Origin of the sequence: Salinisphaera sp. LB1, assembly GCF_003177035.1 — a bacterium.
Classification (GTDB): Bacteria; Pseudomonadota; Gammaproteobacteria; order Nevskiales; family Salinisphaeraceae; genus Salinisphaera.
In genome coordinates this window covers 3,391,442-3,403,672 of record NZ_CP029488.1, presented here as the reverse complement: position 1 = coordinate 3,403,672, position 12,231 = coordinate 3,391,442, and the positions used below count along the sequence as shown (strand labels likewise).

Sequence of the window (12,231 nt, the reverse complement as noted above, 5' to 3'; positions counted from 1 at the left end):
CGTAGCGTAGTCGTTGAGCTACAACGCTGTATTGCCGCAAAACAGCGCTTGTCCCTTCGGGTTGGGCCGCAAATCCGCCGATACGGCGTTGCGCGTCTTGATCGTGGCTCGCCACGACCGGCGACGCGCGCCTTGTCTCGACGGATTTGCGGTCTACAACGCGGCACGTGTACGAAACGGCAACAGGCCCTAGAGCCTATTCCAATAGGCTCTTAGCGCGACGTCCGCAAATCCAGATCGTAGAGCCGATCCTCGCCCAACGCATACGACCGACATCGCGGCCGCCGGGCCTGGTGCAGCGTTTCGATTTCGGCCAGGGCGAGCCCCGGCCGGCCCGAGCCGATCAAAAGCGGTGCCACGACCGTATGCAGCCGGTCGACGCAGCCGGCATCGATGAAGCGCGAAATGGTCACACCGCCGCCTTCGATCAGCACCCGATGCAGTCCGCGCTCGGCCAGAGCGTCGAGAATGGCCCGCGGCAGGCCGTCGCTATCGGTGCCGGCCATTGGCAACGGCAACGCGCCGGGCGCGGCCGCCTGACCCGGGGCGACGACGTGCCACGTTGGCGGCCCGCCATCGCTGAACACGCGCCGGTCGGCCGGCACCCGGGCGCGCGGGTCGAGCACCACGCGCACCGGGTCATCGCCGGCGACGTGGCGCACGGTGAGCTGGGGATCATCGGCGTCGACCGTCCCGGCGCCGACGATCACGACGTCGGCCAGCGCCCGCAGTCGATGCAGATGAACACGGCTGGGCTCTCCGGTGACGTAATGGGAATGTCCGCTCGCGGTGGCGATGCGCCCGTCCAGGCTCTGGCCGAGCTGCGCCACCACATGATCGCGGCGACAGAACGCCAGCGGCAGCAAGCTATCGAACAAAAAGGCCGCCTCCGCCTCGACGGGGGCATCGGCCGCCCACCGGCCCCCGGGCTCGATCGTCAGCGCTCGGTCGACCCGCCAGATGTCGTCGGCCGCTCGACGGCGCGCATCGCGAATCACGCGCCAAGCGTAAGTGTTGTCGATAAATGGCATCATACGCAGCCTTTAAACGATTCCGGACGGCCCTATCGTCCGCGGATTCACGTTAGCAAGCCACGGTTGCATGACTGCCCAGCACTTGGAATCGATACAGGAACGCTTCATGCAACATGTCGAGCGTGCGATCTTCGATCTTCGGCGCGGCCTGCCGGTAGTCATAGATACGCCGCAAACCCGCTATCTGGTCGCATCCATCGAAGGCACCAGCGCGGCGCTGCTGGACGAAATGCGTGCCGGCGCGCGCGACGCGCCCCAGCTCGTGCTGACCGAGCATCGCCTGGCCCACCTCGGCCGCTCTCCCGCCGGCGCACCCGCCGCGATCGCATTGCAAGCCACGGACAGCCGCGACGCGCTGATCCAGTGGGCGGCCGATCCGGGCGCCCGCTGGCCCGACACACGCCGGGCCCTGCCCATATCCGATGCGGGCCATGCCGCCCTGGCGTTGATGCGCCGCGGTTTGCTGATCCCCGCGGCGGTCGTGATCGAGCCGGATGATCATCTGGGCCCGCGCATCGCACGTCGCCTCGATCGCGGCGATCTGTTGTCGGTCGCCGCGGCGGATGTATTCGCCCACCGCCAGGCCGCCCCGTCGCTGCTGCGCCGCGTGAGCGAAGCGGATGTGCCGCTGGATGCCGCGCCCAACTCGCGCTTCATCGTCTTCCGCGAAGCCGACGGCATGCGCGAGCACGTCGCCATCATCATCGGCGACGCCGCGTGCTGGCCGGCGCCGGTGCCGGTCCGTCTGCACTCGGCCTGCCTCACCGGTGATCTTTTCGGCAGCCTGCGCTGCGACTGCGGCCCTCAGCTCAAGGCCAGCCTGGCCGCCATCCACGAGCGCGGTGGCGGTGTATTGCTCTACCTGGCCCAAGAGGGCCGCGGCATCGGGCTGGCCAACAAGATGCGGGCCTACCAGATGCAGGACGACGGCCTGGACACGGTCGACGCCGATCGCGTACTCGGTTTCGACCAGGATGAGCGCGATTATGCCGTGGCCCGCGAGATACTGGCCCAGCTCGATGTCGCGCATATCGATTTGCTCACCAACAATCCGGCCAAGATCGACGCGATGAATCGCGAGCCGATCGAGGTCGCCGGGCGCAGTGGCATCTACGGTCGGCTGACCCGGCAGAATCAGCGCTATCTGACCACCAAGGCGGAGCGGGCCGGCCACTGGCTGGACGCCCTGCTCCAGGAACCGGTACTCACCGACACGCCGGACCCGGACCGCAACGAACAGGACTGAGGATCACGACCGAGCCGGCCCGCCGAGCGCGCCGAGATCAAAGGTCGCCGTTTCGGCCACGATCTCGGCCAGGCGTGCGCCGAAAGCCTCCACCAGGCGCGCCCCCGTCGCGGCGTCGGCCGCCGCCGCATTGCCGGTGACGCCGGCCGGATTCAGATCCTCCGCCATCCAGGCGAAACCGGCGTCGCCCTCCGGGCCGAGCGTGGCACCCGCCCGCGCGCGCTGCGCCCCGAGCGAGGGGTGATCGGCCAGTGCCTCGCGGCGTACCGTGCCGGGCGCCAGATGCAGCATCATCGACGTTTCCAGCGCCCCGCCGTGCAGGCCGTGCGCCAGCTCTTCGGCGCCCAGCGCACCCGTCGGCGGGGCGAAGCGGAAATAATTGGCCTTGACCACCAGCAGCCCGTAATCCGCCCGCAGCTGCAGCGCCGCAAGATCGAGCACGGCCTTGTTGCCGCCGTGGCTGTTGAACAACACCAGGCGCCGGATCCCGGCGCGCGCCACGCTGGCGCCCACCGCCCGGATCTGGGCGATGGCCTGTTCGGCGGACAGGCTCAGCGTGCCGGCAAAGCCGGTGTGTTCCAGGCTCGCGCCCACGGCCAGCGTGGGCAGGATCAACAGATCGAGGGGCGCGGCATCGCATTCCAGCTGCGCAATGGCAGCATCGACGAGCCCCTCGCCAATTGTCACGTCGGTCGCCAACGGCAGATGCGGGCCGTGCTGCTCGATCGCGGCCACCGGCAGCAGCGCCACCGGGTCCTGCGCGGCGGTCGTCGCCAGTTCAGGTCCAGTCAGGTCGGACCATGGTTGGATTCGCCTCATGCATGATCACGGTTGCGGCACACCCGGCCATGATGCGCCAGCGCGCCGGTGCTGCCCAGCCCGCCCATCGCGCCCGGCGGCGTTGCGAGTCTGGGTCGTGGCACGCCGCGGCGCGGCAACTCGCGCCTTGCCGGACACGATTTGCGATCTCCAACGCGGCACGCGTACGAAACGGCAACAGGCCCTAGAATAACCAACATTCCCGATGCCCGAGCGCGCCGGGCCATCCACGATGGCTCCTGCGAGCCGCGCTCGGCATGCGCTGCGCGGCCCGAGCGGTTACCACGACACAAGGCTTTGTTCGACTTTCGATGACGATCGTAATCACCACGCTGATCCTGTTGCTCACCGTCGCCACCTCCGGCGTGCTGATCGGTCTCCTGCCGTTCCGGTTGCCGCGTCCCCTGGTCCAGATCGCGCTCGGCGCCGCGCTCGCGGTGCCTCATTTCGGGCTCCACGTAAGGCTTGATCCCGAACTGTTCTTCCTGCTTTTCATTCCGCCACTGCTGTTCGCCGACGCTTGGCGCATGCCGCGCCGCGAATTCCGGCGACTGCTGGGCCCGATCACCGCACTCGCGCTCGGCCTGGTGATGGTCACCGTGCTCTGCGTCGGTTTTTTCGTGCACTGGCTGATCCCGCAGGTGCCGCTGGCCGCGGGGTTCGCCCTGGGCGCGGTGCTTTCGCCCACCGATGCCGTGGCTGTATCCGCCATCACCGGCAACGCTCATATTCCGCCGCGGCTATTGCATATTCTGCAGGGCGAGGCATTGATGAACGACGCCTCCGGCCTGGTGGCGTTGCGTTTCGGCATTGCGGCTACCCTCACCGGCGCGTTCTCGCTGCCGAAAGCCGCGCTCAGTTTTGTCATCATCGCCGCCGGCGGCCTGGCGGTCGGCTGGGCGTTGGCCTGGCTGTTCGCGCAGATCCGGCATTTTCTGACTCAGTGGCGCGGCGACGATCCGTCCAGCCACGTTGCGCTGCTATTGTTACTGCCGTTCGGCGCCTATCTCATGGGCGAGCATCTCGGCGTGTCCGGCATTCTGTCGTCGGTGGCGGCCGGCATGACGCTCAACAGCATCGATACCCTCAAGGGCGAGTTGACCACGCGCATGCAGAACCGCGGCATGTGGGCGATGCTCGAGTTCGTGTTCAACGGCGTAATCTTCGTACTGCTTGGTCAGCAGATCCCGGTGATCGTGGCGCATGCCGGCGAGGCCAAGGCGTCGATCGGCGTCGACTGGTGGCATCTCGCCGCGTATCCGTTCGCCCTGCTCGCGCTGCTGATGGTCTCGCGCTACCTGTGGGTCTGGATCATGCTCAAGCTGTTCGTGATGCGGGCACGCCGGCGCGGCGAGAACGTGGCCCGCGTATCGACCCGGATCATCGCCACCACGACCCTGGCCGGGGTGCGCGGCGCGATCACGCTCGCCGCTGTCCTGTCGTTGCCGTTGACTGAAAGCGACGGCACGCCGTTTCCCGGGCGCGGCGTGTTCGTGTTCATCGCCGCGGGGGTGATTCTGTTGTCGCTGGCCCTTGCCACGGTGACGCTGCCGCCGTTGCTGCGGCGCATTCAACTGCCCGCGGATGATCCACGCGCCACCGAGGAACGCGACGCGCGTGCCGCGTCGGCCCGGGCCGCCATCCAGGCGCTGGACTACATGCGCGAGGAGCACAAGGCACAAGCCGAGGATGCTGACGAGGCCTCGCTGTACGCCGAAGTCGCAGCGCGCGTGATGGCGGCTTATCGCCCCTGGCTGGACCCGGATTCGGACGCCGAGGACAAGCGACGCGCGCGACGCGGCTTCGGCATGGAGCGCACGCTGCGTCTGGCCGCGCTCAACGCCGAGCGCGAGGAGCTCTATCGTTTGCGCCGGGAGGGCGAGATCAATGACGTCACCATGCGCCGCATCATGGCCGACATCGATCTTACCGAAGCCTCGCTGCGCAGCGGGCGGCGATCCGGCAAGCGCTAGCCGGCCCCGGCTGCGCGATCGATTGCCCCGAGCATGGAACCGAAGGCGCCGGTCGATCGTTGGTGGCCGTGCGGTCCCGACTCAGGGGATCGCTCACTCAATGCAACCGAAAGGACAAGAGCAATGAACAAATCGCTGTTCACCACGACTGCCACCGTGATCGCGCTCGGTCTGGCCGCAACCGCGGCGCCGGTATTCGCCCAGGGCACCAACGCGTCGGGCGACTCGGGCATGCAGTCCAGCTATTCGCAATCGAATTCCGGTTCCACGCATGTCTCGCAGGCCGAGGTGCAGAAATTCGCCAAGGCACAGAACGATATGCGGTCTCTGGTGAGCAACTCGCAGCAGAAGATCAAGAACGCCGACAACAAAAAGCAGGCCAAGCAATATCGCCAGCACATGAACAAGCAGATCGTGCAGACGATCAAGAAGGACGGGCTGTCCGTGAAGCAGTACAACAAGATCGCCCAGGCGACGCGTAACAACCACAAACTGCAGCAGCGCATCCACAAGGCGATGCAAGACTGAATCGACGCCCGGATCGAGGCATCGGGCCCGTTGTAAGGCTCGATGCCCGATTCGGCGCACATCGGCGCGTAGCCAAGGCAACCGTGCCACCCGCAGGCACTCATGGCGGGCGCGCCACGGCATCGGTCGCGCCCAGGCCCGTCGAATTGATAGATCTGTCGCCGGTGGCCCTATAGGCTGTTCGCCTCAATCAAGCCGACACATGGCATGGCCTTTCATTTCTACGAACCCGCCAAGGGGCACGGTCTGCCCCACGATCCGTTCAAATCCATCATCGCGCCGCGGCCGATCGGTTGGGTGTCGAGCGTGGACGCCCAGGGGCAGCGTAATCTCGCCCCGTACAGCTTCTTCAACGCCATCAGTGCCGACCCGCCGATGCTCGCCTTCTCCAGCTACGGCTACAAGGACAGCGTGCGCAACATCGAGGCGACCGGCGAATTCGTCTGGAACCTGGCCAGCCGGAATCTTGCCGCCGCGATGAATCAGACTTCGGCTAGCGTCGCCGCCGAGATCGACGAATTCGAACTGGCCGGGCTCACGCCCGTGGCCGGCGCCGTCGTGGCCGCGCCGCGCGTGGCCGAGGCCAGCGTCGCCTTCGAATGTCGCTTGAGCCAGGTGGTTCGCCTGCGAACCGCGGCCGGCGGGCAAACCAACAACTGGCTGACTATCGGCGAGGTCGTGGGCGTGCATATCGACGAGCGACTGCTGGTTGACGGCATTTTCGACACGGTCGCCGCCGCCCCGATCATGCGCGCCGGTGGACCGGCGGATTATTTCGGTATCGACAGCGACGATCGGTTCCAGATGAAGCGGCCTGGATAGGGTCACGGGGCGGTACGCGCGCCGTGCCGCCCATCTCGCCCGGATTCATCGGACTGTGACAAGCTGCAAACACCACATGATTTGAAGGCTCACCCATGCTTCGACGTTGTTTCGCGCCGGCCCTGGCCGGCGCCATCGCCCTGATCGCGCTCGCCGGCTGTGCCCCCGACACCCTGCCGCGGCCGGAAGGTTCCGCTGCCTCGGCGACGCCAACCACCGGCGGCCCGGTCGGCGGCAAGCCGGCGCGCCACGACGCGCAAACCACGAATCACGCCGCGCAAAACAGCGCGATCGACTACGATTGCAACAACGGCAGCACCATCAGCGCGCGCTACCCCGATACCAACCACGCGGTCGTGCGTTACCAGGGCCATAAACTGCCGATGCACATCGCCATCTCCGCCGACGGTGCGCGTTATGTCGGCAAGCACTACGAGTGGTGGACCCGCGGCACCGGCCGGGGTGCCAAGGCCACATTGTTTGCCCATGGCGATAACGGGTCGACCGGAAACGCCATCACCGTCTGCCACCAGCAATAGTCCAGCCCCGCTCGGCGCGCTTGAACCGGCGCGCGGGCGGCCGGACAATGCGACCCTGCATTCAGGCGCCTGACGGCGTACGAACGGAATATTTCATGGCCGATACCGAATCCATTCTCAACGCCGATTCGATGGCGTTTCTCGAGCGCTATCTGAACAACGCATCGCCGACGGGCTACGAGTCCGCCGGGCAGAAACTCTGGATGGCGTATCTCGCTCCCTATGTGGATGACTTCATCACCGACGCATACGGCACTGCGGTCGGCGTGATCAATCCGGATGCCGATTACAAGGTCGTGATCGAGGGCCATGCCGATGAAATCGGCTGGTACGTCAATCACATCACCGACAAGGGGTTGATCTACGTGCTGCGCAACGGCGGCTCGGATCATCAGATCGCGACGTCCAAGCGCGTGCATATCCATACCGACAAGGGGCCGGTCGAGGGCGTGTTCGGCTGGCCGGCGATCCATACCCGCAACCCGAGCAACGAAAAGGCGCCGACCAAGGACAATATCTTCGTCGACGTCGGCGCCTCGTCCAAGGACGAGGTCGAGGCCATGGGCGTCCACCCCGGCTGTGTGCTGACCTATCCGGACGAATTCAGCGTGCTCAACGGCGACAAGTTCGTCTGCCGTGCAATCGACAACCGTATCGGCGGCTTCATGATCGCCGAGGTCGCCCGTCTGCTGCACGAGTCCGGGCACAAGCTGGACTTCGGTCTCTACGTGGTCAATGCGGTGCAGGAAGAAGTCGGCCTCAAGGGCGCGAGCATGATCGCCGAGCGCATCAAACCGGATGTGGCCATCGTCACCGACGTGACCCACGACACCTCCACGCCGATGATCGAGCAGACTACCCACGGCTCACTCAAGATCGGCGACGGGCCGGTGATCGCCTATGCGCCGGCCGTGCAGAACAAGCTGCGCGAGCATCTGATCGCGACGGCCGAGCGCGAGAGCATCCCGTTCCAGCGCCAGGCGCGCGCGCCGGCGACCGGCACCGATACCGATGCCTTCGCCTACAGCAACCACGGCGTGCCGTCGGCCCTCATCGCGCTGGCCCTGCGCTACATGCACACCACCGTGGAAATGGTGCACCGATCGGATGTCGAAAACGTCATCCGTCTGATGTACGAAGGCGTGCGCGGCATCCGCAATGGAGACACCTTCAGCTACTTCGACTAGGGCCGGTGTGGGCCGGCCGTGCGGCCGGCTCTATTTCCCTCTCCGACGGGCCCGCGTAACCGGCTTCGCGACGAACCAGGGAACGTCATGATTGGATCGATCGCCGCGCTGCTCATCCTGCAATTGATCGGCACCATCGTGATCCGTCTCACCGGCATTCCCCTGCCCGGCCCGGTGGTCGGTATGTTGCTGCTGTTCGCTTATCTGCTGTGGCGTGGCGCCACACCGGCGCCATTCGAGCGCACGGCACAGGGTCTGCTGCAGAACCTCGCGCTGCTGTTCGTGCCGGCCGGGGTCGGCATCATCGCGCATCTGCATGCGGTGGCCGAACAGTGGGTGGCACTGTCGATCACGATCGTGGCGAGCGCGGCCATTACGTTGGTGGTCACCGCCGTCACCCTCCACTGGCTGCTCAAATGGCGACCGCGCAACGAGGGGCCGTAGGCGATGTCGTTCACGCGTATCTGGGTCTATCTGGCCGAACAGCCGCTGCTGTGGCTGACCCTCACCGTGGGCGTGTTCTGGCTCGCCAAGCATTTGTACTTCAAGGCCCGCCAGTTTCCGCTACTCAACCCCGTGCTGGTATCGGTCAGCGCGATCGTGTTGCTGCTGTCTGCCACCGGTACACCCTACGACGAATACTTTCAGGGCGCACAGTTCGTGAATTTCCTGCTCGGCCCGGCGACGGTCGCACTCGCCGTGCCCCTGGCTGCGCAGATCGATACCCTGAAGCGCGCCGTGCTGCCGATTTCGATCGCGCTTTTCGTCGGCGCGCTGACCGGCATTCTGTCGACGCTTGCCATCGGCTGGTCACTGGGTCTGAACGGCCAGATGCTGCTGTCGTTACTGCCGCGCTCGATCACCACACCGATCGCGATGGGCGTGTCGGACCAGATCGGCGGCAGCCCGCAGCTTACGGCCGTATTCGTGATTATCACCGGTATTCTGGGGGCTGCCTTCGGCCTGCCGCTGCTGGCTGCGCTCGGCCTGCGTGACCCGGTCGCCGGCGGTTTTGCGCTGGGCGTGTCGTCGCACGGCATCGGCACCGCCCGGGCCTTCGAGTACGACCAGCAGGCCGGCGCCTTCTCGGGCCTGGCCATGGGGCTCAACGGCGCGCTGACCGCGCTGCTGGTGCCGCTGATCGTCTGGTTGTTCGGTCTCGGCTGACGAACACCACGACAGCGCTTGTGTCACCCGTCGGCTGTCCCTATGTTGAAAGGCAATCATCAATCGAGCGAACCGATGTCCGTAGACGATTTCGAGAGCTGGATGTGGTCCGAGGCGATGCGCCGCCAGGAACGCGCCGATCGCATTCAGCGTCAGTTCTTCCGCCGCGTCGAAACGCGTCCCCGCCGACAGTGGGAGCCGCCGGTCGATATATTCGAAACGCCCGACGCGGTCTATGTGATCGTTGCCCTACCGGGCGTGTCCGATCGCACCCTGACCGATCTCGAAATCGCTGGCGACACGCTCTACGTGGCCGGCGATCGCCGCGTGCCCACACCGGCCGGTGACGGGCTGCTGCATCGCCTGGAGATTCCGCACGGCCACTTCGAGCGCCGCGTCGTCCTGCCCTGGCCCCGGCTGGTCATCACCGGCCAGGAGTTGACCGACGGATGTCTGTACCTGACGCTCGCCAAACGCTGAAATCATGACCGAAACCGACAATCACGACAGCCCCGACACCGTCGAGGGGCCGAGCACCACGCTGGTCTACAACCGGAACACGCCGCAGCGCCCGGACACGCTGACCATCCTGCCGATGAGCGAAACCGTGCTCTTTCCGGAGCTGGTCATGCCGATCGTGCTCGATCGCAAACCCGCGATCGACGCCGCCCAGCGGGCCATGCGTGCCGATCAACCCGTGGGCCTGCTGCTGGGCGATTCCGACGGCGACGCCAACAACTTGCCCCACAGCCTGCACAAGGTCGGCACCGCGGCGAACATTCTGCGCTATGTCACCGGCAACGATGGCCAGCACCATCTGGTCTGCCAGGGCATCGCCCGTTTCCGCGTGCGTGAATTCGTCCAGGACGACAATGGTGGACTCGCCGCGAAGGTCAAATGGATCGACGAGCCCGCCCCCGAAGGCGACAAGCATGTCGATGCGCGGATGACCACCCTGCGCAACCGCGCGCTGGAAGCGATCCAGCTCATGGAGAGTCCGTCACAGGAACTAGCCAACGCCATCCAGTCGATCGAGTCGGCCTCGCTGCTCGCCGATGCCACCGCGGGCTATCTCGGCCTCAAGCCGAAGGAAAAGCAGCGGATCCTCGAGACGATCGAACTCGAGCCGCGGCTGGAGCTGGTGCAGTCGTTCATGGACTACCGGCTGGAAGTCATGCGGCTGTCGAACGAGATCAACCAGCAGACCCAGCAACGGATGTCCGAGTATCAGCGCAAGGCGATGCTGCGCGAGCAGATGCGCTCGATCCAGCGCGAACTAGGCGAGGACGAATCGGTCGCCGAAGAGGCGGAACGCCTGCGCGAAGCACTCGACAAGGCGCATCTGCCGGAAGACGCCGCTGAGCAGACCGAACGCGAATTGAAGCGCCTGGAGCGGATGAACGAATCGTCCGCCGAGTATTCGATGGTGCGGACCTATCTCGAGCTGATGGCCGAGCTGCCCTGGGACAAACTGTCCGAGGACGCCATCGATATCGCCGAATCGCGCCGGATTCTCGATGAGGATCATTACGGTCTGGATAAGATCAAGCGCCGTATCCTGGAGCATCTGGCGGTGCACAAGCTCAATCCCGACGGCAAGGCGCCGATCCTGTGTTTCGTCGGTCCCCCCGGTGTGGGCAAGACCTCGCTCGGCCGCTCGATCGCCCGCGCCATGAACCGCGAGTTCGTGCGCGCCGCACTCGGCGGGGTGCACGACGAATCCGAAATCCGCGGCCATCGTCGGACCTATGTCGGCGCCATGCCCGGCTCGATCATCAGCCAGATCCGCCGCGCCGGCACGCGCAACCCGGTGTTCATGCTCGACGAGATGGACAAACTGGGCGCCTCGGCGCACGGCGACCCGGCATCCGCGCTGCTGGAAGTGCTCGACCCGTCGCAGAACGATTCCTTCAACGATCACTATCTCGGCACGCCGTTCGACCTGTCGAAAGTCATGTTCATCGCCACCGCCAACGTGATGGACACCATCCCGGGGCCGCTGCGCGATCGCATGGAAGTGATCGAAGTGCCCGGCTACACGCGCGACGAAAAGAAACAGATCGCCAAGCGCTATCTGATCGATCGCCAGCTCGAACAGGCCGGCGTGACACGCGCCCAGTGTGATATCTCCGACGACGCGCTCGACGCCCTGATTGCCGGTTATACCCGCGAAGCCGGCCTGCGCAATCTGGAGCGTGAGATTGGCGCCATCGCCCGTTATGCCGCGGTGCAGGTCGCCGAGGGCAAATCCGGCCCCGGGCAGATCGGCCCGGACGATCTGCACGACATCCTCGGCCCGCGCCGCGTGGACGACGAAGTCGCCCTGCGCACCGGGGTCGCCGGGGTGGCGACCGGACTGGCCTGGACCCCTGCCGGCGGCGATATCCTGTTTGTCGAGGCCTCACGCGCGCCCGGCAACGGTAAGCTCACCATCACCGGGCAGCTCGGCGACGTCATGCGCGAATCGGCCCAGGCCGCGCTGTCACTGGTCAAGGCCCGGGCCGATAACCTCGGCATCGATCAGGAACGCCTCGACAAGTCGGATATTCATATCCACGTGCCGGCCGGCGCGATCAAGAAGGACGGCCCAAGCGCGGGCGTCGCACTCTACACCGCGCTGGTTTCCCTGCTGACCGAGCGCAACGTGCGTGCCGATGTCGCCATGACCGGCGAGATCAGTCTGCGCGGCCAGGTGCTGCCGATCGGCGGCGTCAAGGAAAAGACACTCGCCGCCCACCAGGCCGGCATCAAGACCGTCATGCTGCCCGACCGCAATCGCCGCGACGAAGACGACATCCCCGACAACGTCCGCGAAGCGCTGGATATCCGCTACATCTCGAACGTGGAGGAAGCCATCGAGATCGCACTGGAAGCCGAAGCTGCGCCGGCGTGACCCGCGTGCCCGCCGCGCGGTTG

The 12,231-nt window shown here is 66.0% G+C and carries 12 protein-coding genes; 10 read left to right on the top strand and 2 right to left on the bottom strand.

What is annotated here, in order from left to right; all coding sequences use genetic code 11:
• Positions 1 to 212 precede the first annotated feature (212 nt).
• The gene (locus SALB1_RS15225; protein ID WP_109995485.1) at positions 213 to 1,031 is read right to left on the bottom strand and encodes a RibD family protein; all 819 of its coding nucleotides are present in this window, start codon (positions 1,029 to 1,031) and stop codon (positions 213 to 215) included.
• Positions 1,032 to 1,140: 109 nt separating this feature from the next.
• On the opposite strand from SALB1_RS15225, the gene SALB1_RS15220 reads away from it, so the two are divergent.
• Entirely contained in the window at positions 1,141 to 2,280 is a 1,140-nt protein-coding gene (locus SALB1_RS15220; RefSeq protein ID WP_109995484.1) for a GTP cyclohydrolase II, read from the top strand.
• Positions 2,281 to 2,283: 3 nt separating this feature from the next.
• On the opposite strand, the gene SALB1_RS15215 is transcribed toward SALB1_RS15220, so the two are convergent.
• The gene (locus SALB1_RS15215; protein ID WP_109994612.1) at positions 2,284 to 3,099 is read right to left on the bottom strand and encodes a creatininase family protein; all 816 of its coding nucleotides are present in this window, start codon (positions 3,097 to 3,099) and stop codon (positions 2,284 to 2,286) included.
• A 311-nt stretch (positions 3,100 to 3,410) separates the two neighbouring features.
• Here SALB1_RS15215 and SALB1_RS15210 point away from each other — a divergent pair, with 311 nt between their 5' ends.
• The 9 genes from SALB1_RS15210 (at position 3,411) to lon (ending at position 12,208) form a co-directional block, all read left to right on the top strand.
• Positions 3,411 to 5,072: a Na+/H+ antiporter gene (locus SALB1_RS15210; RefSeq protein WP_109994611.1), complete on the top strand. Its 1,662-nt coding sequence runs from the start codon at positions 3,411 to 3,413 to the stop codon at positions 5,070 to 5,072.
• Between the two features lie 123 nt (positions 5,073 to 5,195).
• Complete coding sequence (locus SALB1_RS15205; protein ID WP_158590765.1) at positions 5,196 to 5,600, top strand: DUF4168 domain-containing protein; 405 nt, start codon at positions 5,196 to 5,198, stop codon at positions 5,598 to 5,600.
• Positions 5,601 to 5,807: 207 nt separating this feature from the next.
• Entirely contained in the window at positions 5,808 to 6,422 is a 615-nt protein-coding gene (locus SALB1_RS15200; protein WP_109994609.1) for a flavin reductase family protein, read from the top strand.
• Positions 6,423 to 6,517: 95 nt separating this feature from the next.
• On the top strand, positions 6,518 to 6,961 hold the full coding sequence (locus tag SALB1_RS15195) for an MliC family protein (protein WP_109994608.1): 444 nt from the start codon (positions 6,518 to 6,520) through the stop codon (positions 6,959 to 6,961).
• 95 nt (positions 6,962 to 7,056) lie between these two features.
• A complete protein-coding gene (locus SALB1_RS15190) occupies positions 7,057 to 8,148 on the top strand; it encodes a M42 family metallopeptidase (RefSeq protein WP_109994607.1) in 1,092 nt (363 codons plus the stop codon).
• A gap of 87 nt (positions 8,149 to 8,235) precedes the next feature.
• Complete coding sequence (locus tag SALB1_RS15185) at positions 8,236 to 8,592, top strand: CidA/LrgA family protein (RefSeq protein ID WP_109994606.1); 357 nt, start codon at positions 8,236 to 8,238, stop codon at positions 8,590 to 8,592.
• Between the two features lie 3 nt (positions 8,593 to 8,595).
• Complete coding sequence (locus tag SALB1_RS15180; RefSeq protein WP_109994605.1) at positions 8,596 to 9,315, top strand: LrgB family protein; 720 nt, start codon at positions 8,596 to 8,598, stop codon at positions 9,313 to 9,315.
• 75 nt (positions 9,316 to 9,390) lie between these two features.
• On the top strand, positions 9,391 to 9,795 hold the full coding sequence (locus SALB1_RS15175; protein ID WP_109995483.1) for an Hsp20/alpha crystallin family protein: 405 nt from the start codon (positions 9,391 to 9,393) through the stop codon (positions 9,793 to 9,795).
• Positions 9,796 to 9,799: 4 nt separating this feature from the next.
• The gene (gene lon, locus SALB1_RS15170; protein ID WP_109994604.1) at positions 9,800 to 12,208 is read left to right on the top strand and encodes an endopeptidase La; all 2,409 of its coding nucleotides are present in this window, start codon (positions 9,800 to 9,802) and stop codon (positions 12,206 to 12,208) included.
• Positions 12,209 to 12,231 lie beyond the last annotated feature (23 nt).

What these genes read in the sequence shown, in the direction of transcription:
- SALB1_RS15205 (WP_158590765.1), top strand. Translation starts at nt 5,196, where the DNA reads ATGAACAAATCGCTGTTCACCACGACTGCCACCGTGATCGCGCTCGGT.
- lon (WP_109994604.1), top strand. Translation starts at nt 9,800, where the DNA reads ATGACCGAAACCGACAATCACGACAGCCCCGACACCGTCGAGGGGCCG.
- SALB1_RS15185 (WP_109994606.1), top strand. Translation starts at nt 8,236, where the DNA reads ATGATTGGATCGATCGCCGCGCTGCTCATCCTGCAATTGATCGGCACC.
- SALB1_RS15195 (WP_109994608.1), top strand. Translation starts at nt 6,518, where the DNA reads ATGCTTCGACGTTGTTTCGCGCCGGCCCTGGCCGGCGCCATCGCCCTG.
- SALB1_RS15180 (WP_109994605.1), top strand. Translation starts at nt 8,596, where the DNA reads ATGTCGTTCACGCGTATCTGGGTCTATCTGGCCGAACAGCCGCTGCTG.
- SALB1_RS15175 (WP_109995483.1), top strand. Translation starts at nt 9,391, where the DNA reads ATGTCCGTAGACGATTTCGAGAGCTGGATGTGGTCCGAGGCGATGCGC.
- SALB1_RS15215 (WP_109994612.1), bottom strand. Translation starts at nt 3,099, where the DNA reads ATGAGGCGAATCCAACCATGGTCCGACCTGACTGGACCTGAACTGGCG.
- SALB1_RS15190 (WP_109994607.1), top strand. Translation starts at nt 7,057, where the DNA reads ATGGCCGATACCGAATCCATTCTCAACGCCGATTCGATGGCGTTTCTC.
- SALB1_RS15200 (WP_109994609.1), top strand. Translation starts at nt 5,808, where the DNA reads ATGGCCTTTCATTTCTACGAACCCGCCAAGGGGCACGGTCTGCCCCAC.
- SALB1_RS15225 (WP_109995485.1), bottom strand. Translation starts at nt 1,031, where the DNA reads ATGCCATTTATCGACAACACTTACGCTTGGCGCGTGATTCGCGATGCG.
- SALB1_RS15210 (WP_109994611.1), top strand. Translation starts at nt 3,411, where the DNA reads ATGACGATCGTAATCACCACGCTGATCCTGTTGCTCACCGTCGCCACC.
- SALB1_RS15220 (WP_109995484.1), top strand. Translation starts at nt 1,141, where the DNA reads ATGCAACATGTCGAGCGTGCGATCTTCGATCTTCGGCGCGGCCTGCCG.